This window comes from Treponema parvum, assembly GCF_017893965.1.
Taxonomy (GTDB): domain Bacteria; phylum Spirochaetota; class Spirochaetia; order Treponematales; family Treponemataceae; genus Treponema_D; species Treponema_D parvum.
On sequence record NZ_CP054142.1, the window covers coordinates 940,873 to 967,448 of the forward strand.

Annotated in this window: 26 protein-coding genes; 20 read left to right on the forward strand and 6 right to left on the reverse strand. The window is 46.9% G+C overall.

Going from position 1 to position 26,576, the window contains the following annotated elements:
- Positions 1 to 14 precede the first annotated feature (14 nt).
- Positions 15 to 1,934: a phosphohexomutase domain-containing protein gene (locus tag HRQ91_RS04175; protein ID WP_210120401.1), complete on the reverse strand. Its 1,920-nt coding sequence runs from the start codon at positions 1,932 to 1,934 to the stop codon at positions 15 to 17.
- A 299-nt stretch (positions 1,935 to 2,233) separates the two neighbouring features.
- Here HRQ91_RS04175 and HRQ91_RS04180 point away from each other — a divergent pair, with 299 nt between their 5' ends.
- Both HRQ91_RS04180 and HRQ91_RS04185 read left to right on the forward strand, forming a co-directional pair.
- The gene (locus HRQ91_RS04180) at positions 2,234 to 2,956 is read left to right on the forward strand and encodes a flagellar filament outer layer protein FlaA (RefSeq protein ID WP_210120402.1); all 723 of its coding nucleotides are present in this window, start codon (positions 2,234 to 2,236) and stop codon (positions 2,954 to 2,956) included.
- Complete coding sequence (locus HRQ91_RS04185; RefSeq protein ID WP_210120403.1) at positions 2,956 to 3,684, forward strand: flagellar filament outer layer protein FlaA; 729 nt, start codon at positions 2,956 to 2,958, stop codon at positions 3,682 to 3,684. The genes HRQ91_RS04180 and HRQ91_RS04185 overlap by 1 nt, the downstream gene beginning before the upstream one ends.
- An 89-nt stretch (positions 3,685 to 3,773) precedes the next feature.
- Here the strand turns inward: HRQ91_RS04185 and HRQ91_RS04190 are convergent, their stop codons facing one another.
- On the reverse strand, positions 3,774 to 4,511 hold the full coding sequence (locus HRQ91_RS04190; protein ID WP_210120404.1) for a DUF8091 domain-containing protein: 738 nt from the start codon (positions 4,509 to 4,511) through the stop codon (positions 3,774 to 3,776).
- Positions 4,512 to 4,655: 144 nt separating this feature from the next.
- Between HRQ91_RS04190 and mraZ the strand changes: the two genes are divergently transcribed.
- From mraZ to fliE, 18 genes are all read left to right on the forward strand, one after another.
- On the forward strand, positions 4,656 to 5,099 hold the full coding sequence (mraZ, locus tag HRQ91_RS04195) for a division/cell wall cluster transcriptional repressor MraZ (protein WP_210120405.1): 444 nt from the start codon (positions 4,656 to 4,658) through the stop codon (positions 5,097 to 5,099).
- 14 nt (positions 5,100 to 5,113) lie between these two features.
- Positions 5,114 to 6,106, forward strand: coding sequence for a 16S rRNA (cytosine(1402)-N(4))-methyltransferase RsmH (rsmH, locus tag HRQ91_RS04200; protein WP_210120728.1), 993 nt, complete (start codon positions 5,114 to 5,116; stop codon positions 6,104 to 6,106).
- Positions 6,103 to 6,390, forward strand: coding sequence for a septum formation initiator family protein (locus HRQ91_RS04205; RefSeq protein WP_210120406.1), 288 nt, complete (start codon positions 6,103 to 6,105; stop codon positions 6,388 to 6,390). Before rsmH ends, HRQ91_RS04205 begins: the two co-directional genes overlap by 4 nt.
- 36 nt (positions 6,391 to 6,426) lie before the next feature.
- Positions 6,427 to 8,037 carry a UDP-N-acetylmuramoyl-tripeptide--D-alanyl-D-alanine ligase gene (locus HRQ91_RS04210; RefSeq protein WP_210120407.1) on the forward strand — a complete coding sequence of 537 codons (1,611 nt, stop codon included), beginning with the start codon at positions 6,427 to 6,429 and terminating at the stop codon, positions 8,035 to 8,037.
- A complete protein-coding gene (locus tag HRQ91_RS04215) occupies positions 8,034 to 9,212 on the forward strand; it encodes an FtsW/RodA/SpoVE family cell cycle protein (protein ID WP_210120408.1) in 1,179 nt (392 codons plus the stop codon). Before HRQ91_RS04210 ends, HRQ91_RS04215 begins: the two co-directional genes overlap by 4 nt.
- Entirely contained in the window at positions 9,205 to 10,104 is a 900-nt protein-coding gene (locus tag HRQ91_RS04220) for a cell division protein FtsQ/DivIB (protein ID WP_210120409.1), read from the forward strand. The genes HRQ91_RS04215 and HRQ91_RS04220 overlap by 8 nt, the downstream gene beginning before the upstream one ends.
- A complete protein-coding gene (gene ftsA, locus HRQ91_RS04225) occupies positions 10,101 to 11,357 on the forward strand; it encodes a cell division protein FtsA (protein ID WP_246473279.1) in 1,257 nt (418 codons plus the stop codon). The genes HRQ91_RS04220 and ftsA overlap by 4 nt, the downstream gene beginning before the upstream one ends.
- Positions 11,358 to 11,420: 63 nt before the next feature.
- On the forward strand, positions 11,421 to 12,812 hold the full coding sequence (gene ftsZ / locus HRQ91_RS04230) for a cell division protein FtsZ (RefSeq protein ID WP_210120410.1): 1,392 nt from the start codon (positions 11,421 to 11,423) through the stop codon (positions 12,810 to 12,812).
- A gap of 4 nt (positions 12,813 to 12,816) precedes the next feature.
- Positions 12,817 to 13,722: a tyrosine recombinase gene (locus HRQ91_RS04235; RefSeq protein WP_210120411.1), complete on the forward strand. Its 906-nt coding sequence runs from the start codon at positions 12,817 to 12,819 to the stop codon at positions 13,720 to 13,722.
- 12 nt (positions 13,723 to 13,734) lie between these two features.
- On the forward strand, positions 13,735 to 14,460 hold the full coding sequence (locus HRQ91_RS04240; protein WP_210120412.1) for a tetratricopeptide repeat protein: 726 nt from the start codon (positions 13,735 to 13,737) through the stop codon (positions 14,458 to 14,460).
- Entirely contained in the window at positions 14,450 to 15,514 is a 1,065-nt protein-coding gene (locus HRQ91_RS04245; protein WP_210120413.1) for a DNA-processing protein DprA, read from the forward strand. The genes HRQ91_RS04240 and HRQ91_RS04245 overlap by 11 nt, the downstream gene beginning before the upstream one ends.
- Entirely contained in the window at positions 15,514 to 17,682 is a 2,169-nt protein-coding gene (topA, locus tag HRQ91_RS04250; RefSeq protein ID WP_210120414.1) for a type I DNA topoisomerase, read from the forward strand. The genes HRQ91_RS04245 and topA overlap by 1 nt, the downstream gene beginning before the upstream one ends.
- A gap of 190 nt (positions 17,683 to 17,872) precedes the next feature.
- Positions 17,873 to 18,814 carry a tyrosine-type recombinase/integrase gene (locus HRQ91_RS04255; protein ID WP_210120415.1) on the forward strand — a complete coding sequence of 314 codons (942 nt, stop codon included), beginning with the start codon at positions 17,873 to 17,875 and terminating at the stop codon, positions 18,812 to 18,814.
- Complete coding sequence (hslV, locus tag HRQ91_RS04260) at positions 18,807 to 19,352, forward strand: ATP-dependent protease subunit HslV (RefSeq protein WP_210120416.1); 546 nt, start codon at positions 18,807 to 18,809, stop codon at positions 19,350 to 19,352. The genes HRQ91_RS04255 and hslV overlap by 8 nt, the downstream gene beginning before the upstream one ends.
- On the forward strand, positions 19,352 to 20,722 hold the full coding sequence (hslU, locus tag HRQ91_RS04265) for an ATP-dependent protease ATPase subunit HslU (RefSeq protein ID WP_210120417.1): 1,371 nt from the start codon (positions 19,352 to 19,354) through the stop codon (positions 20,720 to 20,722). The genes hslV and hslU overlap by 1 nt, the downstream gene beginning before the upstream one ends.
- Before the next feature lie 45 nt (positions 20,723 to 20,767).
- A complete protein-coding gene (flgB, locus tag HRQ91_RS04270; protein ID WP_210120418.1) occupies positions 20,768 to 21,184 on the forward strand; it encodes a flagellar basal body rod protein FlgB in 417 nt (138 codons plus the stop codon).
- Positions 21,185 to 21,256: 72 nt separating this feature from the next.
- The gene (gene flgC / locus HRQ91_RS04275) at positions 21,257 to 21,718 is read left to right on the forward strand and encodes a flagellar basal body rod protein FlgC (RefSeq protein WP_210120419.1); all 462 of its coding nucleotides are present in this window, start codon (positions 21,257 to 21,259) and stop codon (positions 21,716 to 21,718) included.
- 54 nt (positions 21,719 to 21,772) lie between these two features.
- The gene (fliE, locus tag HRQ91_RS04280) at positions 21,773 to 22,201 is read left to right on the forward strand and encodes a flagellar hook-basal body complex protein FliE (RefSeq protein ID WP_246473280.1); all 429 of its coding nucleotides are present in this window, start codon (positions 21,773 to 21,775) and stop codon (positions 22,199 to 22,201) included.
- Positions 22,202 to 22,331: 130 nt separating this feature from the next.
- Here the strand turns inward: fliE and HRQ91_RS04285 are convergent, their stop codons facing one another.
- The 4 genes from HRQ91_RS04285 to HRQ91_RS04300 form a co-directional block, all read right to left on the reverse strand.
- The gene (locus HRQ91_RS04285) at positions 22,332 to 23,867 is read right to left on the reverse strand and encodes a tripartite tricarboxylate transporter permease (protein WP_210120420.1); all 1,536 of its coding nucleotides are present in this window, start codon (positions 23,865 to 23,867) and stop codon (positions 22,332 to 22,334) included.
- Positions 23,868 to 23,877: 10 nt separating this feature from the next.
- A complete protein-coding gene (locus HRQ91_RS04290) occupies positions 23,878 to 24,456 on the reverse strand; it encodes a tripartite tricarboxylate transporter TctB family protein (protein ID WP_210120421.1) in 579 nt (192 codons plus the stop codon).
- Positions 24,457 to 24,531: 75 nt separating this feature from the next.
- The gene (locus tag HRQ91_RS04295) at positions 24,532 to 25,527 is read right to left on the reverse strand and encodes a tripartite tricarboxylate transporter substrate-binding protein (protein WP_210120422.1); all 996 of its coding nucleotides are present in this window, start codon (positions 25,525 to 25,527) and stop codon (positions 24,532 to 24,534) included.
- 24 nt (positions 25,528 to 25,551) lie between these two features.
- Entirely contained in the window at positions 25,552 to 26,469 is a 918-nt protein-coding gene (locus HRQ91_RS04300) for a Ppx/GppA phosphatase family protein (RefSeq protein WP_210120423.1), read from the reverse strand.
- Between the last annotated feature and the right edge of the window lie 107 nt (positions 26,470 to 26,576).

The window sequence follows — 26,576 nt, forward strand, 5'->3', positions numbered from 1 at the left end:
ATTTTCTCCTGATTTTATTTGTATTTGTCGGCAATTTCAATTAGACTGCGTTCCCAGTTTAAAAGATCCTCTTCCATATCTGAAGTGTCGCTGTTTAAATCTTCGGATTGTGATTTGGCGTGCGTTTTGCACTTTACGTCGCATAAAACCCTAAAGACGCTTTCCGTACCGGATCCCCGCATCCACATAAAGGCCAGAGCGTTGCCGTTTTTGTTCCGCCCTTGTAACATGCGGAGGGTGCCGCTTTCTATGCCGGCAATACCGCCATTTTCGGCAGCGTCGTTTTCTTTTCCGTAAAACAGAATTTTAAGCCCTCCGTTACCGCTTACGCTGAAATCTTTTATATTTTGAGTTTCCACCGTTCCGTTTGTAGCCGCCGCAGTGTAAGATACGATTCCGTATTTCTTTTTAAGAATAGGCGACATCGTTACCCAGCTTTTTTCAAATTCTTTTTGAAAGCGCTTTTTTAAAATTCCGTGATCTTTAGTCTTTATGTGCATTATCGCTCTTTTATCAAAAGTGTTCGTAGTCTTGTATTTGGGCAGAGTATTTATAATGTCGGTTATCGTTATATCACCGGGAGAATACAGATCTTCTTGTCCGGTCAACTTACACCACATTTTAAATAAATCCGGCTGTTTGGAATTACCCGGATGCATCACCAAAAGCCTTACAAGCGCAAAGACGGTGTTGAGCGGATCGCGGACGGCTTCGGGATGCGTTATGTTTCCGCCGTTTGTTCCCTCTCCGAAAATGCGCACAGTGTAGCCTTCGAGGCGTTTTTTCCGGGCAAGGTTTACGGCGTTAGCTTCTCCTACTTCGGCGCGAAAAATTTCAGCTCCGAAAACTTCGGCGATTCGATCGATGCGCATAGAAGTGGCGCAGTTTACAACGACGGCGGGTTTATAATCTTTTTTGCCCTTGTTTTTCCACGCTCCGTACGCCAGTTCCGAAAGAACGGCCAAAGCGAAAACTTCCTGGGCTTCGAGCGTTTTTGCGGAAGCCGAGCGGCGGTCCCAGTATACGATGTTTCCGCGGTCGCCGTCGCAGTCGGGCATGTAGCCTAGCAGGGGAAGTTTTTCCTTGTCTTTGAGCCGTTCCATTTCAGCTGCGCAGAATAGAAGATTTTCGCCTTCGGGAATTATTCCGTGTACGATCTGTCCGGGCGCAGCGTTTATTTTGTAAAAGTCCATGCCGCATTCTTTAAAAAATTCTTCGTCGACGGATAAAGACCTTGAGGAGCCGTTCATGTCGCAAACTACGGCGATTTTTTTCTTTAAGGCCTTGGAACGCATGATTGAAAACACGTTTTTTTGAACGGCAGGATCGTCCGAGTCCGAAATTACGCGCATCATAAAGTCATGATAATAGGCTGCGCTCTTGTTTTTTACCGAAGGCGCGTTCGCGTAGACCCAGTCAAGTTCCGAGGGCAAAGCCGTATTTGCCGTTGCCTTAAGCCTGTCTTCCGTATTTTTTTCATGCCATTTTTTCAGAAACTCGTTTGCAAGTTTTAAATTTTCTTCGCCTGCAAGAACCCCGCCGTCTTTTAGACCGAATTTTAAACCGTTATGGCCTATAGGGTTGTGGCTCGCGGAAACGTACATAAAACCGTCGAAGCGGGTGGAATACGCCATTATCTCAGGAGCGGCTATGACACCTGCGTAATGCGGAACAATTCCTTTTGCAAGGAATATTTTTAAGACCGCGTCGATTACGGCGGAACCCGTAGGCCGCGTATCCGTTCCGCAAACGACCGAAGGCGACGCCTTGTTTGAAATTTTTATTATGTAATCGGCAAAAATTTCTGCCGCCAGCATTGCGATTATCGTGTTTTTTTTCCCGATACAGGGCAGGCCGTCGTCTTCTTTACCCGATTCGGCAAAGACCTTTCGCCAGCCCGAAGCGGACATTATAATATCCGGAAGTTCTTGCATAATCGAATAATAGCACGTATTTTGCCGCACTTCAATAAAGCAAATTTTAAGGAATTCGGGCGCCTCGGCGGCGGGGCGCTTTTATCGTAAATAATCCGCCGCCGAACCATAGCCGCGCGACAAAAATTTTACACTAAAAATGACTGAAAACAAGCAAAAATAGGCTGACAAAACGGGCTGACTGTTTGACAAAGAGGCATGCACGAAATATAATCAAATAGTTACAGTTATTGCATGATTCTGCCGATGATTAAACAAGGTATTCTTTATGGAATGCAAAATATTTCAAGGAGTTTTTAATGAAAAAGGGCTTTTCATTTTTTGTGCCGCTAGCTTTGTTTTTTTCATTTTGTCTTCCGGTTTTCAGCCAGCACAATGAAAAAAGCGTAGAGACTGTTTTGATCGATAATTTTGATACGCCTGATCAAATGGATTGGACGTGGAAAATTCAGGCCAGCCGCTTTGTCGCCGACGGTTATCCCATTATTTCAAATTTTAAAGGCATGCCGAATTCGCTTCTTCCTTTTGTAAAAGAAGGCGATCCCGAACCGCGGGTTTTAGGCGCTAAGGTTTCTTTTAAAAGAAAAGGCGACAACTGGTTTGAAATTTATCCTTCTAAAGATGACAAGCCCTATGAAATTCCTTTTAGAGGGAATGTTTCTCAGCTTGATTTTTGGGTATGGGGTTCCAATTATCTTTATTTTATGGACGCTCTTGTACGCGATGCGGAAGGTTCCGTTCATATTATCCCCGCGGGAAATCTTCTGTTCTACGGCTGGAAAAACATCGTAGTAAAGATTGCCGGCTCTATACGACAGTCGTCTTCAAGACATTCCATCGCGGACAATATGTATTTTGTCGGATTCAGATTCCGCGCCGACGCTGCCGAACATGCCGATGATTTCAGCGTATTCATCGACAAATTTCAGTATATGGCGGCGGGTATTACTCATGTTTACGACGGATATAACTTGAAAGATGCTGACTTTGGCGATAAAAAGAGTACAGGGGATGGACAGTAATGAAAAAATATTTGCTTTTAAGTTTATTTGCGATCTTCTCAATTGGGATGAGTTTTGCGCAGGTCAGTTTGACGGAACCGGATCCTTCCGTTATAGGTAATGATTCTGCAGAACAGGCTTTAAAGAATATTCTCGTCGATAATTTTGAGCGGGAAGGTTCTTGGACGGTCAGAATGTCTTTGGACGCGGGCGTAGTTACCGGCCGTCTGTTTTCGGGCGGACCTGCAGGAAAGGAAGATGAAAAGGAATTGGCCGAAGGTGAAAAGGACGTCGGAGAAAACAATCATTCGTTCGGCGTCAAAGCGGAATTTTTCCGTCGCGGTATAAATTCCATATACATCGAAGCTGTAAGGCCTATCCCCATCGAAGGAGTTACAAAGACCGTTTCCGTGTGGGTTGCAGGCCGAAACATGGATCATTCCTTGTTCCTTTTGGTGCAGGACTTCTTCGGACGCAATTATGAGTTGTACATGGGATCCTTGGCCTTTACCAGTTGGAAAAAAATTACGGTTGCGGTTCCGCCTTCGGTAGACGGGGTTCACGGTATAGTTCAGTCAAGCGCGTATTACGGTAACCGGCCGGGTTTAAGAATCACCGGCTTTAGGATCGATTGTGATCCCGTCAACGCTAGAGGCGCGTACTATGTGTATTTTGACGGTATGCACGCCGTCACCGATCTGTACGACATAGAAAATCACGACGTAGACGACATGGACGATAACTGGTAGAAATAAAGATCCTTGAAATAGGGGCTGCTTTGGGCAGCCCTTTTTTTGTGCGGAGGTTTAAATTCTCCGACGCCTCTTGGAACTCGCTCTTAATCTGGGGTGAGACTCTTTATTTTGTAATGACATTCCCTCTTTATCTTATAAATTTCTTCGATAAGCCCCATGCGTTTTAGAACCCAAAGCATTACGTGCGCCTGTGTTGCCGCAGCCGGCGTATGCGTTTCTTTTATGCATTTTGCGGTTTCTTTTACCGTAAAATCGTCTTTAACGAAATTCGCCGTCTGCGGCAAAAGCCTTAGGTAGTCTTTTTTAGACTTGAATCGGTACGTTTTTAAAACGGCCGTGAGCTTTTTATCGGTCTTTATCCAGTTTTTTAAAAAGCGGCGGCTCTTGTTTAAAGTTTGAACTTTACCGTCAGTCCTCAGCCTGCATTCCGTCGCGGTTATTTCGGGAACTTCAAGGCAAAAATTTTCATCGAGCAGCAGATCGCAAAGTCCCGTAAGCTGCCTGAAAATCGAATACACGCTTTCCTTTTTCGGACTTGTGCGCTTTGAAATGCGGCCGCCGTTTTTATCCATGGTTTCTATCATTTTTTCACATATCACGGGATATACGAGTGTTATCCTTTTTTTGAGCGAAAGTAATCCTTCGATTTTGCGGCGCAGACTTGAAACGCTGCCGGTCTGTATTTCAAAAATGCTTCCGTCGCCTTTTACTATGTCGCAGATCCATCTGCCCACTTGTTTTTCCGTCTCCGTACTTTCTTCTAGCGAATAAAGCGTTTTTAGCGACTTGTGAAGAGAGCTTTCGTTCAAAGTGTTTATCATCGTATTCACTATACATTCATATTGCAATTTTGTCATGATTTATAAAAAAAAACGGTTATCGGCATTTTTAGGCGTTGACTTTAGTCTTTTTTATTATAGAATAGTGAATAAGTGGGTAAAAGTGGTATAAAGTGGTAAATATTTATGAGTTTATTAACCGGCGAATATCGTAATACGCTTGATGAAAAAGGAAGAATCCTTTTTCCTGCAAAATTACGTTCGGAATTGTCCGATACCTTTCTCATAGTTACGCAGGGGATCGATGCGTGTCTGTGGCTTTATACTCCCGCCGAATGGGATGTTTTTTCATCTAAGATAATGGAGTCTGCTTCTCCGTTTAATGAAAAAAACAGAAGCGTCATAAGAAGGATTATAGCTCCGGCGCAGGAAGTGGAATTCGATAAGGCGGGACGCCTTTCCATTCCGCAGACATTGCGCGACTTCGCCTCTCTTTCAAAGGATTGCCTGATATTGGGCAATATCAAATACTTTGAGCTGTGGGATGCGGAATCTTACGGCCGCTACCTGAAACAAAGCGAAGAATCTTTCCGCGACGCTGCAGAAGAACTTAATAATATTACGTTTTGAAAGCGGGGTCTGGTTTGGAGGTGGTTCACACGCCGGTCTTACTCGAAGAGTGCTTAAAATATTTAAGCCCCTTGGGTGAACCGTATGAAAAAAATGCATTTATGATAGATTCCACTTTGGGTGAGGGCGGACATTCTTATGCATTTTTGGAACGATATCCGAATCTTTCCGTTTTGGGACTTGACGCGGATCCTTCAATTCAGGAGAAGGCGAGGGAACGGCTTTCCGTGTTTTCAGGACGTATGAGGTTTTATAACGGATGGTTCACCGATTTTTATAGGAACTATCCTGAGGATATGCCAATGCCCCATCTTATATTGTTCGACCTTGGCATTTCGACTTACCACTATGAAAAATCCGGGAGGGGATTTTCGTTTTTACGCGATGAAAGGCTTGACATGCGGCTGGATCCGGAATCTTCAAAGACGGCCGCCGACTTGGTGAACACTTTGAAGGAAAAAGAACTTGCCGACATGATCTACCTTTATGCCCAGGAAAAATTCAGCAGGAAAATAGCTTCCGCAATAGTCCGCGCAAGAGAATCGGGAAAAATTTTTTCATCCAAGGCTCTTGCGGAAATTATTTATGAAGCCGTTCCACCAAAGTACAGGCATGAAAAAATTCATCCTGCAACCAGGACGTTTCAGGCTCTCAGAATTGCCGTGAATTCCGAGCTTAAAAATCTGCCCGCCGCTTTGACTGGCGCCTTTGACGTTCTGGAAACCGGCGGAAAGATGGGAGTGATCACCTTTCATTCGCTTGAGGACCGCATTGTGAAAAACTATTTTAGAAATTTGGCGAAAGAATGCGTGTGTCCAAGCGAATATCCGTCTTGTGTATGCGGCGGAAAGCCTTGTGCGGAAATACTGACTAAAAAACCTGTCTGTGCTTCCGAAAAAGAGCTTGAACTGAATTCGCCTTCAAGGAGCGCAAAATTGCGCGTAATCCGCAAATCGGCGGACGCAAAGGCGCGCCATAAGATGGGAATCGCAGGAGTAGGTTTATGAAAAACATATTGAAGTATATTTTTGTCTGTATCTGCGCCGCAACAGTACCTGCGCTGCTAGTGATAAACAGCATACAGGCGATGCGCTATAAAAAACTTGAAAAAGAAGTGACGGCTTTGGAAAAAAAACAGGTCGAGCTTGTGGAAGAAAACAAGCGGCTTATTACGGATATAAGTCTTCTTTCCGGTTCTGATCGGATAGAAAGAATCGCTTCGACGGAATTGAACATGCACAAGGCGGAAAGCGAAGAAATTGTCCGCGTAGAAATGAAGGGGCGCAACTGACGTGACGAGTGGGGATTTGATAAAGTGAATAATGCAATGGAAAAAGTAGTACAGTATACGCTTCTCACACTTGATGAGCTTCTGACGGCCGTTGCCGGTTATGTTGTTGGTCGTGAAAGCGGGAATGCTGTATTTACCTCCGTTGTTACAGACAGCCGCAATGTAAAAACAGACAGCCTTTTTGTGCCTCTTATCGGGGAATTTCAAGACGGTCATAAATACATACCGCAGGCGCTTGAAAAAGGCGCTTCGGTCGTTTTTGTCGCTCAAAGCGAATACGAAAAAAATAAAGAATATTATGAAAAGTTGGCGAAAGAAGGATTTTCTAAAAGATGTTCAAGCAGTTGCGATTTTGCAGTTTTTATCTGCGTAAAAAATACGCTCGATGCTTTACAGGCTGCGGCGAAAGCCTATGTAAAAAAATTCCCGAAACTTGTCAGAATCGGTATTACCGGTTCCAGCGGAAAAACCACTACAAAAGAACTGATCGTGTCGCTGCTTAAACAAAAATACCGTGTCGTATATTCCGAAGGAAATTTCAATTCGGAAACGGGGCTCCCACTTTCCGTTTTTAAGATTAAAGGCGACGAGCAGATCGGAATTTTTGAAATGGGAATGAACCACAGGGGCGAAATTGAAAATCTTACGAATATTTTACGCCCGCAGTACGCACTCATCACAAATACAGGAACGGCCCATATCGGTCTGCTGGGATCGAGACGTAATATTGCGGAAGAAAAGAAAAAAATTTTTAAATATATCGGGAAAGACGGCGCGGCGTTTATTCCCGCAGTGGACGACTTCGTCGATTTTTTGGCGGAAGGAGTTTGCGGTGAAGTAGTTCGTTTCGGACTCGGTAATTACACGACAGACGCTCCCTGTAACTCGGCTCTAAGCGAGTCGGCGGGTGCGGCCGTTCCGGATCAGAGCGGCGCTTCGGCTGCGGGTAGTGGACTGGCTGTCAGCGGGAAATCCGGCGCTCCCGTTCCGCCTTTAAAAAACATAACGGATCTGGGAATCCGAGGAACAAAATTCGATTACCGCGGGGTTTCCATACATTTGCCTTTGCCCGGCGCATATAATCTTTTAAATGCTTCAGCCGCTATCGCCCTTGCCGAAAAGCTTGAGCTTTCACCGCCGCAAATAAAAAAAGGTATTGAAAGCGTCGCCGTTATGGAAGGGCGTAATCGTGTTTTCGACTTTACATTCCGCGGAAAAAAAATTACCGTCTTTGAAGACTGTTACAACGCAAACCCCGATTCCGTGGAAAAAGTCCTTTCTCTCTGCCTTTCGGTAAAGGGAGCAAAATGTCTTGTGCTCGGTGACATGCTTGAACTTGGGCAGGAATCAAGCGACGCGCACGCTGCGGTAGGTAAAAGCTGCGTAAAATTTGCATCGGAAAAAGATACGAAATTCATATTTGTCGGCCCTGAAATGCAAAAAGCCGCAATAGCCGCCGAAGAAAACGGGATAAAAGACATAAGGGTTTTTAAAAGCTATACGGACGAGGATATCAAGACGATAGTTTCGGATGTGGTTCTTCGCCTTCCGCGCGATACGTTTATTCTTCTCAAGGGTTCTCACGGCATAGGACTTGAGCGCGTCACTAGGCAACTGCAAAATATGCTGCGGGAGGCTGAAAAATGAATACGTATAATTTTTTTGCCGAGCGTCCCGTGTCGGGCTACAGGCAGGCGGATAAGGTTTTCATTTTTTTTGTGATACTCATGTGGGGAATCGGTATAGCCACGCTGCTTGTGTGCGCCGAAAATTCGGCTCAGCGTATTTTCGGGGATTCGCTTTATTTTGTAAAACGACAATTGGTAAGCTCGATGATAGGATTTGTGCTTTTTGCGCTGTTTGCCGTTGTAAATATAAAAACAATAAGATCGCTTTTGCCCCTTATGGTTTTGGGAACTTTAATCTTGTGCATGCTGACTTTTTTTCCGGGCATAGGCATAGAAAAAAAAGGGGCCGTCCGTTGGGTTAGGCTTCCGGGAGTTTCCACTTTTCAGCCTTCGGAGCTGGTAAAGTTTACGGTCATTTTGTTTTTGGCCAATCTGTTCGATAAACAGGCTCAAATTCCCGATTTAACTAAGCGTTCCGTTTTTCCTGCGGTTATAGGTTTGGCAGTCTTTGTGGGAATAGTTTTTTTGCAGAAGGATTTTTCTACAGGATTTTTTATTTTCGCTATAGGAATAGTGTTGTTCTTTGTGTCTGGCGCAAAGCTTTCGTGGCTCATACCTTTTTCATTTTTGGCCGTCCCCATGGCTTTTTTGATGATTTCCTTGGAACCGTACAGAATGAACAGGCTTATAGCGTTTTTAAAACCTACGGAAGATTTGCAGGGAATAAATTATCAGTCTTTCGCTTCCCGCCGTTCGATAAATGCCGGAGGTTTTTGGGGACAGGGAATAGGAGCCGGCTTGTCAAAATTAAACGGTATTCCTGAAATACAGACTGATTATATTTTTGCAGGATGGACTGAAGCTACCGGATTTTTAGGCGTATTGATCTATATGTTTTTATTGGTGCTGTTCGCTTCAAGGGCGTATAAGATCGCCCTTTCGTGCAAGAACAGGTTCGCCGCCATAGGCGCTTTCGGATGCGCTACGGCGATATTCGTTCAATCGCTTTTAAATTGTGCGGTTGTGAGCGGAGTTGTTCCCAGCACGGGAATAACGTTGCCGTTTTTTTCTTCGGGCGGCTCGTCCATGATGGTGACGCTGGCTATGTGCGGTTTTATAGTAAATGCGTCGCGGACGGAATTTGATACAGGTTTGATAACGGAAAATATACATGGGGTAAACGATTATGAGTGATGTACGCTTCGCGTCTTTTGCCGCGCCGGGCGCAAAACGACAGTCCTTCGGTTCTCTTTCATACGCACATAAGGATGCCATTCGCGATGAGGATAAAATATCGCCTGAAAAGGCTGCAGATAAAAAACATATTTCCGCGCTGAAAATAATATTTATCATCTTATGTTTTTGCCTCTTGCTTGAAGGCCTTGCTTACAAGGTAGTGCTTCCTCTCATGCGCTATCCTGCGATAGAATTTTCCGGCATAAAAAATTATTCCGAACAGGAATTGACTGCCGTCATATATTCGGGGCAAAAATCGTCTTGGCTTAATTTTGATACGGGCCGCGCGGCGGCCGCATTGTCCTCACTGTCCGCAGTAGAAAGCGTTTCTGTGTCAAAACATTTTCCCGACACTATAAGCGTTACCGTAACGGAGAGAAGTCCCGTAGCTTTAACATTTATAACAATGGACGGACGCAGCGTGCCTGTTCAAATAGACAAAAATGGTGTATTATTCAGTCCTAATGCCGAAAGTCCGGTTTCTGACAGAACAATTCCGATTGTTTCAGGCTTGCCGGTAGAACATTTGACCGACGGTATGCGGATTCCTCAAAAATACCGCAGGCTGATAGATCAGATATCCGACATAAGGAAATTGTCGCAAAAATATTTTGCGGCGATTTCGGAAATTTGCGTCGTTCCTAAGGAGTACGGAAATTACGAACTCGTCCTGTATCCTGTGGGATCGCGGACGAGGGTTTTGACCGATCGCTCTTTAAGCGAAGAAGCGCTGCAGTATATGATGGTTGTCTTGGATATTGTAAAGTCTCTCGATTCCGGCGTTTCGGAAATAGATCTGCGCTACGGCTCGGTTTCTTATCGTACTGACGGCAGGTGGAGGCGACCTTGAGTATTGTTGTTGGGTTGGATGTAGGTACAAGTTTTATCCGTGCCGCGCTCGGAGAGATTCACGATGACGGAAGTGTGGAAATACTCGGAACGGCGCAAAGACCCTCTGTGGGGCTCAGAAACGGCGTTATCGTAAATATTGAAGCCGCATGCAAGGTCATAAAGGAAACCATAGAAGCCTCTGAACAGAGCGCAGGTTACGAAGTAACTTCCTGCGTTACGGGCATAGGCGGCGCGCAAACCGAAAGTCTTAATCAAGGCGGTTCTGCGGCTATAGCTTCCCACGGCAAGGGCCGACGTGAAATAAATCAATCCGACATAGACCGTGCGATAGAAATGGCTACGGCCGTTTACATTCCGCTGGATCGCGAAATGCTGCACATCATCCCCCGTGAATATTTTGTGGATAATCTTTCTTACGGAATAAACCCACCCGTGCACACGATAGGCGCTCGTTTAAAAGCCGAAGTGCACATAGTGACGGCTTCAAAGACGGCCGTGATGAACATACGATCATGCATAAACCGAGCCGGTTACCGGCTGGATAATATTATGCTTAAAACTCTGGCGGCCACGCAGACGGTCATGCATGAAGATGAAATGGAACTGGGCTCTATTTTAATCGATATGGGCGCCGGAACTACCGACGTGCTGGTTTTAATACACGGCGCTCCCGTCTGCTCCGTGTCGATCGCCGTAGGGGGAAATCTCGTTACAAACGATATAGCCATTGTAAAAGGAATTCCAACCGCAGAAGCCGAAAAAATAAAAACCGCTTCCGGCTGCTGTTGGTTTGACGGTATCGAAGAGGATCTTCAGGTGATATTGCCGGGTATAGGAGGCAGACCGCCTGAAGAAACGTCTACGGCCGAACTTTGCCGAATAATTCAGCCGCGCGTAGAAGAAATTTTTTCAATGGTTCGCAGCGCGGTTGTGAGAAAGGCTAATTTGACGCAGCTTTCGGGCAATATAATATTGACAGGCGGCGGAGCGCAGATGAGGGGAGTCGTGGAGCTCGCTCAAAACGTATTCGGTACGACTGCCGTCCGTATAGGGATTCCTGAAAAGCTCGGCGGTATAGAAGAAGACTACCGCAGAGCCGACTACGCCACAGTGATAGGCTTGATAGAAAGCTGCAAGGATCTTGTAAGCGCCCGGGACGGCAAAAAAAAGAAGCGAGCACAGAATGCGGCGCGTCCTGAACAAAGTGAAAATGAAGGTATTCTTAAAAAGATAAAAAATATGTTTTTTTGATAGGTGTCGGCGCTTTTTAAGAACTTACTTTTAAGGCGCTTCCGATACCGATGTGGAGGGGATATGCTTGAAAATTTTGAAGTTTTAAATGACTTTGCTGAGGGGCTTAAAAGAAGTCCTACTGTCATGAAAGTAATAGGCTGCGGCGGCGGAGGTTCGAACGCCGTAAACCGGATGATAGATGCAAATATTGAAAATGTTGAATTTATCGTTTTGAATACGGACGCGCAGGCGCTGAGCGAATCTAAGGCGCCCAGAAAAATTCCCATAGGACAAAAACTTACGGGCGGATTGGGTTCCGGGTTCTGCCCTGAAATCGGCGAAAAAGCCGCAGAGGAAGACAGCGAATCGATACGCAATGCGCTTAAGGGTTCAGACATGGTCTTTATCACTGCGGGAATGGGCGGCGGCACCGGTACGGGTTCCGCTCCCGTAGTGGCGCGCATCGCAAAAGAGATGGGCATTTTAACCGTAGGAGTCGTCACCTTGCCCTTCGACTTTGAAGGGCGAATGCGCCGCGAAGTTGCTGAAGAAGGCGTAAAAAAACTCCGCGGAGAAGTGGATTCCCTCATCGTTATTCCCAATCAGCATCTTTTAAAAATGGACGATAAAAAGATGACGTTCCGCGAAGCCTTCCTCATGGCGGACGACGTGCTTCGCCAGGGAGTTCAGGGAATTTCGAGCGTCATCACAAAGCCCGGAATAGTGAATATAGATTTTGCCGACGTAAAGCGCACTATGCAGGGACAGGGGAATGTCATTTTCGGCGTAGGGCTTGGCACTGGCGAAAACCGCTGTGTGGACGCGGCCACTAAGGCCATAAAAAATCCTTTGCTTGAAGATTCAAGCATTGACGGTGCGAAAAACATACTCATAAATATCTGTTCCGGCGACGATATTCCCATGATGGAAATCGATGAAATAGTAAATATAATAACCGCTTCAGCCGACCCGGTTCACAACGTGTTCTGGGGGCAGGTACACGACGCGGATTTGGGCGATTCCGTCAGCGTTACCGTGATCGCTACAGGGTTTTCTTCCCGTTCCTCGGGAAATGGAACGCCTGCGGACAAAATTTCAAAGAGTAAAATTATTTCAAATGAAAATGTTCTCAGCTACGGCGATTTTGACATAATTTCAAGACCGCAGGCGGAGCATTCTTACGTTTCAAACACGGCGACAAAGGCGTCTTCAGCGGCGGCTTCCGATGTTAAGGGAAACCGCTCTTCAGGATTTTTGTTTGACGAAACGGGAGAGCCCGTCGCCGTTTCGACCGCACCGTCGTCATCGGGAGGATCGAATTTGGGGAGTGCGCTCGCTCATTCGGTTTCAAGGTCATCGAATATTTCGTTGTCGCCGCCGGCAGGTTTTAACGCTTCTTCGGACGATATCAACCAGCCTGCCTGCTGGCGTAATGCCGGACTGAGCCGTACGATCAATTTGAGCGTAGACTGACTTTATGAGTGAAGAAAGACTGACTGCGGATGTCATGCTTTCAAGGTTTTACACGGATCTTATAATGGTTTTTCGCCGATCCGAACTTACGGCGCAAACATATAAAACCGCCGTAAGTGAGTTTTTTAAATGGTGCGGTAAAGAACGCCTAAAGTTAAAAGAAATCGGAGCAAACGATCTGTTGTACTATTTGGCTTTTCGCAAAACGGAGGGGTGTTCCGAACTTACGCTTGCCAAAGATATTTCGGCGCTGCGTTCGTTCGGTTCATATCTGGTAAGAACAGGCTTTTGGACTGAAAATGACGCTCTTTTGCTTGACCGGCCTAAGGCTTCACGGCTTTTGCCGGATGTTTTGTCGCCCAGGCAGGTAGAACTCATACTATCCGCCATAGATGTTTCAAAACCTTTGGGCATACGCGACCGTGCGCTTTTTGAGCTTATCTATTCCTGCGGACTTCGCATAAGCGAAGCCGCATCGCTTTTGGTAAATGACGTGCACATGAACGAAAGAGTTCTTATGGTTCACGGTAAGGGCGATAAGGAAAGACTTGTGCCGTTCGGAGACGCCGCAGCAGAGTGTTTGGAGCTTTATATGAAATCGGTGCGCCCCTCGTTGGCAGGACGGAAAAATCCGGCGGAAGTTTTTTTAAATTACCGCGGAGAGCCGATTTCAAGAAAGGGAATTTGGAAAAAGTTTAAGGAACTTGAAATCCTTTCGGGCGTTCATGCTAAAGTACATACGCTGCGCCATTCGTTTGCGACGCATCTTTTGTCGGGCGGAGCCGATCTGAGATCGGTACAGGAATTGCTCGGGCACAGCGATCTGTCTACTACGCAGATATACACGCATGTAAACGACAGGCAGCTTGAAAATTGTCATAGGGAATATTTCCCCGGGCACAAAAAATGAGGTAGTACGGCGATGAAAAAAGTTTATTTTTTTTGCAGTTTGACATGGCTTGTTTTTTTATTTATGGGATGCGCAAAGAGTAACAAGACGATCATCCGGCAGCAGCATTTTGAAGAAGGCGTACAGAGTCCTACTACGGTAGAGGAATTAAAAAACGCGATAGCGAAATATCAAAACCGCGTCGCTGATATTCAGCTGGCGCAGGCTCAGATCGGCATATGGTATAAGATTTTGGGAACCCGCTACCTTGACAATAAGATGTACGGGGAAGCCTTAAAAACATTTCAAAAAGCTATAGAATATTTTCCCACGAACCAGAATTTGTATTATTACGTGGGACTTTGCGCCGGTTACATGGCTCACTCTGCCTTAGATTACGACGCCACTGCTTCAGACACCAAAAAATACAATTATTTAAAGCTCTCGGAATCCGCATATCTTGAAGCCCTTCGCATAGAACCGCGCTACGCGAGAGCCTTATACGGTCTTTCGATCCTGTACGTATTTGAACTTGACGAAAATGAAAAGGCGGTGCCTCTGCTTGAAAAGCTCCTTACGATTGAAACACGAAATGTCGACGCAATGTTCGTTCTTGCGCGCGCCTATTATTCCACATATGAATTTGACAAAGCCGCGGCCGTTTATGATAAAATAATCCAAACCACAAAGTCGGACGAACGAAAAAAAGAAGCACAGGCCAATAAGAAGATCGTGTTAGACGCCGCTTATGCAAAATGAAAGTAAAAAGCTTTTGATCCTATGCCTCTCGCAGGCGCATTTTTTAACGCTTCAAGAAAAGATAATTTTGCTGAAAAATCTTGACAGTGCGGACGACATTGCGTTACTTTCTTTAAAAGACGTTTCCGGTATTATAGGGAGAAAACCGCCAAGAGCGAAATGGGACGGTAAGACGGCTCTTCATGACGCAGGGGCCGCGTCCGCAATCATTGAAAAGCGGGGAATATCGTATTCAGTGTATGGGGATAAAGATTATCCTTTTTTGCTTACGGAAATTCCTGACGCGCCGTTCGTTTTGTTTTACAGGGGTGATATTTCCGTGCTCGGTAAAAACTGCGTTTCCGTAGTGGGAACGAGGCGGCTAACACAGGAAGGAGCTAAGGCTGCACACGATTTTGCTTACGACGCCGTAACTGACGGGGCTACCGTAGTTTCAGGTCTCGCTTACGGCGCCGACGGTAAGGCCCACGAAGGCGCCGTCGATGTGTTTTACGCACTGTGCGAAAAATTCGGGGCGGAAAGAACAGGCGCCGGTCATCTTACCGGCGGAAAATTATGCGGTAAAACGGCCGCAGTGCTGCCGTGCGGAATAGATACTGTAATTCCTTCGGCGCATAAAAGATTGGCAGCTCGTATTCTGGAAACCGGCGGATGCCTTTTGAGCGAATATCTGCCGGGTACCGGCGCCGAGCCGTGGCGCTTTGTTCAGCGCAATAGAATCATTGCGGGGCTGTCGCCTGCGACGGTAGTAATACAAGCGCCTGCCGGAAGCGGAGCCCTTTTGACGGCGGATTTTGCGTTGGGCTATGACCGCGACGTATTGTTTCATGAGAGCGCGCTCTGTCACGCTGCGCAGATGACTTCGCAAGCGGTTGAAAAACAACTGGAGATTAAAGTTGCTCGCGGTGAAAAAAGTGAGTATAAGTTAAGGCAGACTGTCAAGCGCTACCTTGACGACGGAGCGCCGGTCATAAAAAGCTATGACGATTATAAGATTTGCATTGGAGAAGTTCCGGGAGATCGCGCTTCCGGGCGTTTTCGGGAAGGTGTGTGATGGCAACGACAACTAAAAAAAACTCAACGAAGAAAAAGGGAAATACTGCCGAAAAGACTAAGGCGACATTGGTGATCGTCGAGTCTCCTGCAAAGGCTCATACCATTGAAAAATACCTTGGCAGCGGATACACGGTAAAGGCTTCTATGGGGCATTTGATAGACCTGCCTAAGTCCCGCATGGCGATCGACATTGAAAATAATTTTCAGCCTGAGTATATAACCGTTCGCGGCAGGGCAAAATTGCTCAAGGAATTGCAGAAGGATGCAAAAAACTCTACGGAAGTATTGCTCGCAAGCGATAACGACAGGGAGGGCGAAGCCATAGCATGGCATTTGCACAATGCGCTGAAAGATAAAACCGACGCAAAAATAAACCGCATAGTGTTTAACGAAATAACTCCCCCTGCCATCAAAGCGGCGGTAAACAATCCCGGCGATATTGAAGAGTCAAAAGTGGACGCGCAGAAGGCGCGCCGCGTGCTCGACCGTCTTGTCGGTTACAATCTCAGTCCTCTTCTTTGGAAAAAGGTAAAGAACGGCCTTTCTGCCGGACGCGTGCAATCGGTAGCGCTTCGCATAATCTGTGAACGCGAAGACGAAGTGGAAAGCTTTATTCCCGAAGAATATTGGTCTTTGGATGCGGTTTTTATAAAGGGTAAGACAAAGTTTTCAGGCCAGCTTGTGTTTTATAAAGACGAAAAGCCCGAACTTAAAACCGAAAAAGAAGTAAACGACATAATTGAAAAGATCAAAGATTGTGATTGCGTCGTTACAGCCGTAAAGTCGTCGGATAAAAGCCTGCGGCCTCGTCCGCCTTTTACAACTTCCACATTGCAGCAGACGGCCGCAAACAGACTGGGTTTTACTTCCCGCAAAACCATGCAGATAGCCCAACAGTTATACGAGGGAGTAAACATAGGCTCCGGCCGCGTAGGACTTATCACCTATATGCGCACCGATTCCGTACGCATTGCACAGACGGCCCTGGACGACGTTCGAAAGTGGATCGATGAAAATTATCCTGAAAATCTTCCCGAAAACCCAATTCAATATGCCGTAGGCAAGGGATCTCAGGACGCCCACGAAGGCATCAGACCTACATATTCGTCTTATACTCCCGATTATGTAAAGGATTATTTATCAAGGGATCAGCTTAGGCTTTACACGATTATTTGGGAGCGCTTTGTTTCAAGTCAGATGACAAACGCAAAAACGCGCACGACCAGCCTTGAAATAACGGCGGGAGATGCAGTTTTCAGACTTTCGTCATCGAAGATAATCGAAAAAGGGTTTTACAGCGTAATAAAACTTCTTTCGTCAAAAGAAGATGTGACGGCAAGTATTCCCGCTTTAAAAGAAGGTGAAAAAGTTTCCGTTAAGTCTTTCGATCCCGAGCAGCATTTTACGCAAGGCCCTGCGCGCTACACCGACGCGTCGATAGTCAAGACGCTCGAAGAAAAAGGAATAGGACGCCCTTCCACCTACGCTCCGATCATTTCAGTGCTTCTGGATCGTTACTACGTTACGCGCAGTAACAAGCAGCTCGTCCCCACTCAGCTCGGACGCATAATAAATAAGATCCTTGTAGAATCGTTCCCCAATGTCATAAGCGAAGGATTTACCGCCGACGTTGAAAACGATCTTGACAAGGTTGAAAGGCGGGAACTTGTTTGGAACAAGATGGTCGGCGAGTTTTACGCTCCTTTTAAAGTCCGTGTAGACGACGTGATGAAAACGCAGGAAAGCATGAAGGGAATATTCGACGAACCCACAAATGAAATCTGTGAAAAATGCGGAAAGCCCATGGTCAAAAAACTTGGCAGATTCGGTTTTTTTATAGCATGTTCGGGCTTTCCGGAATGTCACAACACAAAGGCCGTTCCGCTTGCAAAATGTCCTCTGCCTGGCTGCAACGGCGACATAGTAATGAGAAGACCCAAGGGACGGGGAAAAGAATTCTACGGCTGCACAAATTATCCTAAGTGCAATTTTATTTCGCATTTCAAACCGCTTTCGGGACAGTATTGCCCGAAATGCGGCTGGTTCCTTGTGGAAAAATTTGACAAAAAAAACGGTTCGTACAAAGCGTGCATAAATCCCGATTGCGATTATTTGCATTCTGCGGACGATTCTTCCAAATTTTCCGAGGAGGAATCCGCATCATAGGCCTTTAATTGCGCACTGCAGCTATGAGGCCGGCGGAACTGCCGCAACCTAAGGCAAAGCGCCGCCGATGATGCGCCGCAGCTTGCAGCGCCGATCGCGTGCGACTACATGCCGATTTTGCCGCAGCTTGCAATGCGGATCGTGTGCTCATAGTGTGAGGATCGCAATTTTACGGCTGTGTTAAAATACAATGAAAAGAAGGGAACAAAAAAACGATATAAGCCTTAAAGAAGCCGTTGAAGAATTTCTTTTATACGAAGAAACCGTGCGCTGTCTTTCTCAAAATTCCGTTATTTCTTATAAAAACGACTTGAATTTTATGCTGTCGAATTTGGGAGAAGAGAGACTTCTTCCTTCCGTAGGCCTTGAAGATCTTCGTTTTTGCGTCGGAAAGATGTCGGAAAATAAAAAGTCTGCGGCTTCGATAAACAGATTTATCGCCGCCGTAAGATCGATGTTTGCTTATTGCAGAAAATTTCAGTATATTCAAAACAATGTTGCGCTTGAGCTTAGGACGATAAAAATTCCCAAGCGGCTTCCGCGTTTTATGACTGCCGACGAAATCGACGCTTTGTGCGGTCAGCCCGTAAAAAAAGAGCTTTTATGGGAAACCAGAGACAAAGCGATTTTTGAAATGCTATATTCTTCAGGGTGCCGTGTGAGCGAGATAGCTTCGTTGAAATTAAAAGATCTTGACGACGAATACGGATCCGCCGTAGTTACGGGCAAAGGGAAAAAGGACAGGCGAGTGTATTTTGAAGATGACGCCCGGAGAGCCTTGTGCCTGTATCTGGCCGACAGAAAAAAACTTTTTGAAAGGCTCGGCACAAGGGATCTCGTGCCGGAGGTTTTTGTAAACCAGAGAGGTAAAAAACTTTCGGCAAAAGGAATCGAATGGATAGTGGCCCGCTATTCCGGAGTGGAAGGAGTAAATCACTCGGTTTCGCCGCATGCTTTCAGGCACACCTTTGCTACTCAGATGCTTGCCAACGGAGCGGACGTGCGGATGGTTCAGGAACTTTTAGGGCATTCGAATATTTCTACGACGCAGCGTTACACTCATATCACTACCGAACGATTGATAGAAATTTATAACCGTGCGCATCCGCATGGAGGAAAAAAAGATGAATGAACAATTTGAAAAAATCAGAAGCACAACCGTGATCGCAGTAAAAAAAGACTCGAAAGTCGCGATGGCCGGCGACGGACAGGTTACGATGGGTAACACCGTGATGAAAGGCAACGCGAGAAAGGTGCGCCGCATATACGACGGCAAAGTATTAACGGGTTTTGCAGGCGCGACGGCCGACGCCTTTACCTTATTTGATAAATTCGAAGCTAAACTTAAGGAATATAACGGCGATCTCACTCGTTCCGCTGTGGAACTGGCCAAGATGTGGAGAACGGATCGTTCTTTGAGTAAATTGGATGCGCTCCTTTTGGTAGCCGACGTCGAAAAGATTCTTTTGATTTCAGGCAGCGGCGACGTCATTGAGCCTGAAACCGATATCCTTGCCATAGGTTCCGGCGGAAACTATGCCTATGCCGCAGCTCTTGCGTATATGGAATGTTCGAAATATTCCGCGCGTGAAATTGCCAAAAAAAGCCTGGAGATAGCAGGCAATATCTGCATTTATACAAACAATAACGTCATCGTAGAGGAACTGTAATGGAAGATCTTACCCCGCGACAGATTGTCGAAAAACTTGATATGTATGTCATCGGACAGCACAAAGCCAAGCGTGCCGTCGCAATAGCGCTTAGAAACCGCGCGCGCCGCCTTAAACTGCCTGAAGACATCCGTGACGAAATCGCTCCCAAAAATATTCTTATGATCGGGCCTACGGGCGTGGGCAAAACCGAGATAGCCCGTAGGCTTGCGAAACTTTGCAACGCGCCGTTTTTAAAAGTCGAAGCGACAAAATATACCGAAGTGGGCTACGTAGGGCGCGACGTTGAGTCCATGATCCGCGACCTTATGGCCGTAGGTTATAACGACGTGAAGGCCGAAATGCAGGAGAAAATGCGCGAGCAAAGCGGCGAAAAAGTTGAAGAGCGGCTTTTGGATCTTCTTCTTCCGGGGAGCGGAGAAAAAGAAAGCAAAAACGAACTGATCGCCTTGCCGCCGGGAAATTCTCAAACCGCTTCGGAAAACGCCGTATCTACGCGGGAAAAATTCAGACAGATGCTGCGCGATGGAAAACTCGAAGATCGGGAAGTGGAACTTTCCATAGACCGCCGGCCGCAACTGCCCAATATGGAAATAATCGCCGGCGGAAATATGGACGATCTTGAAAGCGGAATAAGAAATTTGACTTCGTTCATCGTAGGCGGAAAATCTCACCGCAGGACGGTAACGGTAAAAGAAGCCAGACGCCTTTTAACGGAAGAAGTTTTGGACGGTATGGTAGATCACGACAAGGTTGCCGAAGTTGCCAGGCAGCGCGTGGAACAATCGGGAATAATTTTTATCGATGAAATAGATAAGATCGCCGTAAAAGGCGAGCGCAGCGGACAGGACGTTTCCAGGGAAGGCGTGCAGAGAGACATATTGCCGATCGTAGAAGGATCTAATGTAAATACGAAATATGGAATAGTCGATACTACGCACATCCTTTTTATCGCAGCCGGAGCGTTCAGCATCGCCGCTCCGAGCGACCTTATCCCGGAGCTGCAGGGACGCTTTCCGTTGCGGGTGGAACTCGATTCGCTTCATAAAAACGATTTTCGCCGTATTTTGACGGAGCCCAAAAACGCCCTTACGTACCAATACACCGCATTGCTGTCTACGGAAGGCGTTACGGTAAAATTCTCGGACGACGCAATAGAACGTATGAGCGCCCTGGGTGAAGAAGTAAATGCCGTGAGTGAAAACATAGGCGCCCGCCGCTTGCATACCATTATGGAAAAAGTTCTTGATGAAATTTCTTTTTCTGCAGACGAGCATAAGGGAGAAACCATCGTGATAGATTCCGCCTACGTGGACGAGCGGCTAAAAGATGTTGCACAAAACCAGGATCTGTCGCGTTACATTCTTTAAAAATAATGTCTAAACAAGGCCCCTGTTTTTTCCGAAAATAAGGATATGAACACATTTACAAAGTCTGTTGAGCTTTTACACCGCGCGCTTGACGTAAATTCCTTGCGTTATCAGGTAAGCGCAAACAACATGGCTAATGCGGAAGTTCCTAAATTTAAACGCTCGGTTGTAAATTTTGAAAGCGAACTTAAACGCGCGTTCGATTCCGAAAAAGAAGCGGAAAGAGCGTTTAATCTTACGCGCACGAATCCGAGGCACATTAAACTGAATAACGTGCAGGATTGGCGATCCGTAGAACCTAGGCGCGTTCTGGACTATACAACGTCTGCGAAGGCGAACGGTAACAATGTGGATGCCGAAGCGGAAGCCATGAACATTCTTAAGATCCAGCTTCAATATCAGCTCCTTACCCAGCTTGGAAATTTTGAATTTTCACAGGTAAAAACAGCCTTAAGGCGTTAAAGATTTGACTGCACGCATATCGGCGCATGCCTAATGCGCAGCATATAAAGAATTTTACGGAGGTAACGAACGATGGGAATTTTTTCAAGCATAAACATCGCCGCTACGGGACTTAGCGCCGAACGGCTCAGAACGGATGTAATTTCCAACAATATCGCAAACGCTTCCACTACGCGCACGCAGGAAGGCGGAGTTTTTAAACGTTCCAGGGTAATATTCGAACCTGTCGCCGCTTCAAACCCGCAGTGGCGCACGCCCTTTGTGCCGGAAGACTTGGATAACGGCCCCGGAAAAGGCGTAAAGGTTCTTGAAATAGTAAAAGATACTTCGGAAGGGCGGATGGTCTACGATCCTTCTCACCCCGACGCAATAAAATCAGGACCTAACAAAGGCTATGTGGAATATCCGAACGTCAATATAGTCAATGAAATGGTAGATCTTATTTCTTCTTCCCGCGCTTATGAAGCGAATACAGCCGTAATACAGGGTGCGAAGGAAATGTTCAACGCCGCGCTTGAGATAGGTCGGGCGTAAGCTGTTTTCCGACTAGGCACAGGCTGGTAAAATATTTTTGAACGGGGTATACTTATGGACATGAAAATTCCCGAATTCGGTTCTTTGCAAATGACGCGAACGGATCCCGCTCACATGGGAAAGGCTCCTTTGTCCTCGCCGCAGGATATTTCTTTCAGTAAAATTCTGTCGTCCGGAGCGCAGGATAACAAAACCTCCGGCATACAGTCGACAGGCCAAGCGAACGCCCTTGCCGATAAGGATCCAAGAGCCGGAATTTCAACTCCCTCCGTTGCAGATCGCGTGCTCGGCGCCGTTTCCCAAATGAACCGTCAGCAACTTGATGTCGCTTCCATCGAACAAAAGCTTATTACCGATCCTGATTCAGTAGATATCCATGACGTAACGCTGGCCATGTCCAAGGCTCAGATGTCGCTTTCGATCGCGCAGACCGTCATCGACAGAATGATTACCGGATGGAATGAGCTTACGACAATGCGCTGAGCATGATCGAAAGTCCTGCGTGAATGCATGAGCGGAGGTAGCTGATTGACTATCCGCGCCAAAAGCAAAAGGCCGGGGTTTCTTATGAAACTCTGGCCTTTATTCGTATGGAGTCGATTCCTCAATGCTTTCAGTTCTTGGAATCCGTTTCGGGTTTTCCTTGTCTCTCCCGGGACTGGTGAAGCTTCTTCTCCTTACGCCTACCTGCGATGATGGGATATGCTATCGCAGCTATGGAGACCACGAACAGGATGACCGTCAGAGGTCTCTGTATGAATCCAATGGGACCGGTGACCATCAAGGTCTGGACGTAGTTCGTCTCGATGAGCTTCCCAAGTACAATTCCAAGCACAAGAGGGGAGGCCGGGTAATCGAACTTCTTCATCATCCAGCCTATGAGTCCGAATGCAAGACAAGTCCCTACGTCAAACATTGATTTCTTGATTGAATAGCTTCCAAGGATTGCAAAGGCGAAGATCAGAGGATATAGGATGGTCTTCTTGATGTATCCGACTCTTACCCAGAGCTTTGCCCCATAGGTTCCTACGAAGATCATCAGGGCGTTTGCGATGAACATAGAGGCAAAGAGGCCATAGACCAGCGCCGGCTCGTCCGTGAACAGCTTCGGTCCGGGATTCAGGTTGTGGATCATCAGTGCGGAGAGCAGAACCGCTGCGGTTGAAGATCCTGGGATGCCTAAGGTCAACAGTGGAACCATTGCACCGCCTACGGATCCGGAGTTTGACGCCTCTGCAGCTGCAACACCTTCTGGAGCGCCCTTTCCGAACTCCTCAGGATGCTTGCCCATACGCTTTTCAACGTCATATGCAAGGAATGAGGCAATAGTTCCGCCCGCGCCTGGGAATATCCCGATTATACAGCCAATGAGACCGGAGCGTAGGATGGAGAACTTCAGTTTCCAGTAGTATCTGAGCTTTGGAAGCTTGTAGTCAACCTTCTCCTGGGTAGATTTCTGACCTGCCTTGTAGTGCTCAAGGTTGTTGAGAACCTCTCCAAGGGCAAAAAGACCGATCAGTACAGGAACCATCTCAAAGCCGTCGAACAGCTTCGTTACACCAAAGGTGAAACGCTTGATTCCAAAGGTCGGGTCAAGGCCCATGGTATTGAGCAGAAGACCGAAAACACATGTCACAAGAGCCTTTTCCCAGTGCTTTCCTCCAAGGGTGGCTACTGTGGTCAGACCCATTATGCAGAGCGCGAAGTACTCGGAGGGCCAGAATTTTAGGGCCACCTGTGATAAGGGAACGCTGAAGAAGATCAGAATCAATGCCCCGATCAGACCTCCGATTACTGAAGACCACAGAGAGATCCCCATTGCTTCTCCAGCTTTGCCGTTCTTGAGCATTGGATAGCCGTCAAAGGCTGTGACGGTTGCGGACGGCGTTCCGGGTGTGTTGATTGCCACCGCTGTGATGGAGCCGCCATAGTTTGCGCCGATGTAAATCCCCATCAGCATGACCATTGCGGTTATCGGTGAAAGGGAGTAGGTGATAGGCAGAAGAAGAGCAACCGCCATTGACGGTGAGATCCCCGGTATTGCCCCTCCCAGGATCCCTACAATCACTCCAAGCAGAATGAACAGGACAGACTGTATGTTGGCGATGGTTCCGAAGCCCATTGCAAGATTTCCAAAAATGTTACCCATGTGGACCTCCTTACCTGACCAACCCGTTGAACAGGCTTCCAAAAGGGAGCTTGATGTACAGCAGCTTGTAGAAAACAAAATATGTGAACAGGCACCAGATGATCGGGACAAGAATCAGCTGGAACTTGTTCCTCTCTCCCATTGCAACCATCACAACGAATATGAAGATTGCGCTTGAGATGTAATAGCCGATGTAATTGAACAGGAGCACACTGAAGATGGATCCCAATCCCACAAGGAGGGAGAAGACCCACTTGTTGAATTTCTCATCCTTCTTTGCCTCCTGTTTTATGATCGCAAAGAATGCTCCGATTGAGCAGAGAAGCATGAACAGTGCCCAGAGCCTAGGCATTGTTCTTGGTGTCACTCCGGCCTCTGCCGCGAGCTTGCTGATTCTCAGGTTGAAGGTGAGAAGATAGAACAGCAGCGTGACAAGATCCATACCGCAGAGCACAAGCAACTGGCACTTTACGTTCTTGGTCATCTTGATGCCGTTGAAGAGAAAGTACAGACCGACCATGATTGCAGCGAAGGCTGCCAAGATCCACCAATAGCTAAGGCCGGTCAGCCATTTTGAAAAGCTTTCCATAGATTTTCCTTGTAAAAGACCCGAAGGAGGACAAGCCTCCTTCGGGTGAAAGTAGAATTCGGTTTCAGGACAGGATTATCTCTTGTAATCCTGGCTGATCTGATCAACGCTCTTGAGAACCTCAATTGTGCTGACCACTTCTTTCTCAACTGTTGCCGTAAAGGCCTTAGTCCTCTCGGTCAGCACTGTAAGCTTGTTTCCTGTCATGTAGTCAATCCACTCCCGGTCAGCTGAAACCTTGTCGCAGATGTCTTGGAACCATGCGATCATACCTGACGGCGTACCCTTCTTGACGGCATAGCCTCTCCACATGGATATGGTGTCGAGTTCCTTTGAATAGCCGAGCTGCTCATAGTTCGGAACATGCTCAAGTCCGGGGACAGGGGTTGTGTTTCCGATTACAAGAGCTCTCACCTCATACTTTTTCGTGTCTCCGGGGTTTCCAACAGATGCTATTGTCTGGCCGCCCAGCAGTGCGGCGAAGTTCTTCTTTGCGCTTTCATAGGAAATGGCTTTGAAGTTTACGCCTTTAATGGAACCGAAGACCTGTACCGCATCAATGTATTTTGCTCCGTAGTTGGGTTCTGACAGTGTGATGAGGTTTCCTGCCTTTGACCATTCTATCAGCTCCTTAAAGGTATTGAACTGTGAAGTTTTAGGGACGAGTACGCAGTACGGGTCTGCCATAAGATTGTAGATGTAGGTGAAGCCATCTACATATTCTGAGCAGTCAAGCTCTGCCTGTATGACGGCGTCGAGGTAGGTTGGAGCCAGTGCGAAGACAGTGTAGCCGTCCGCATCCTGGTTCAGGACCCACTCACCAGCGGTGAGTCCGCCGGCGCCTGAGTTGTTGTCAACGACGAATGTGGCATCTGTATACTTTGCGGCAATCTCAACCCACTTTCTTGAGTAGAGGTCCATTGCCCCTCCTACCGCCACATGGTTCATTATTGTAATCGGCTGACCGGGTTTCCATTCCTTCCCATCCGCTGCATTCTCCTTGCCACCATTTGCAAATAAAGTTGTAAGACCAACGACCAAAACCAATAGTACAGTTAATGCTTTTCTCATTTTTTACCTCCTTGTTTACATTGCTTATTTCTGGAACAGATCGAAGGCCAGACCGTGTCGGAGACCTCTGTCAGAGATCGTCAGCCCATCTGCGCCGAGTCTGTCCGTAATGACCTTCAGAATGCAGGCTCCTGCAAGAATCACATCTGCACGCTTGGGCTGCAGTCCGGGAAGCTCCTTTCTCTGCTCCACTGTGCGCTTTGAGTACTCTTCAATCTGCTCTTCGATATCCTTCTTTGTCAGGCGTGAGCCTTGGATGACCGATGGGTCATACTTGACCATCTTATGCTTCACTGCACCCATGCTGGTGACTGTTCCGCCCATTCCGACAAGCTGCGCCGGTTTTCCGTTGACTCCGGCTTCCTTGAACTCCTTGTCTATCTGTGCAATGGCCGCCTGAACATCTGCAGGGGATACAGGATCCGCTTTCAGGTAGTTCTCCGTGATCCTGACTGCACCCAAGTTGACCGAGAATCTCTTGACCATCTGTGTGCCTTTGCCGTAGATAAACTCTGTGCTTCCGCCTCCCGTGTCAAAGACCACTAGATCCGTATCCTTCTCCAGAGGAAGGCCTGAAAGGATCGCAAGGTAGCTTAGTCTGGCTTCCTCCTCTCCAGGGATGATCTGAACCTCAACGCCACAGGTCTTTTTGACCTTCTCCACGAATTCAGTGCTGTTACTTGCTTTTCTGAGTGCCATTGTCCCGACGCTCACAATCTGGTCTGCACCAAGTTCCTTTGCCTGTTTCGCAAAGGCCGCAACAGAAGCGACGTTACGCTCCATCGCCTCTGGACTGATTGCTCCTGTGGAATCAAGGCCCTCACCAAGACGGGCTATGTCATTTGTGTCCAGCACTGTCTTTATGGTTCTGTCTGCGGCCAGCTCTCCCACAAAGAACTTGATTGAGTTGGACCCAATATCAATGATTGCTTTTCTGCTCATGGGCTTCTCCTTTAAGGAAACACTGATTAATTCGAATGCGAATTAATCAGTGTTAACATAAAAATTTCTTGTTTCGTAATAAGTCTATGTATTATAAGCAGTTAAAG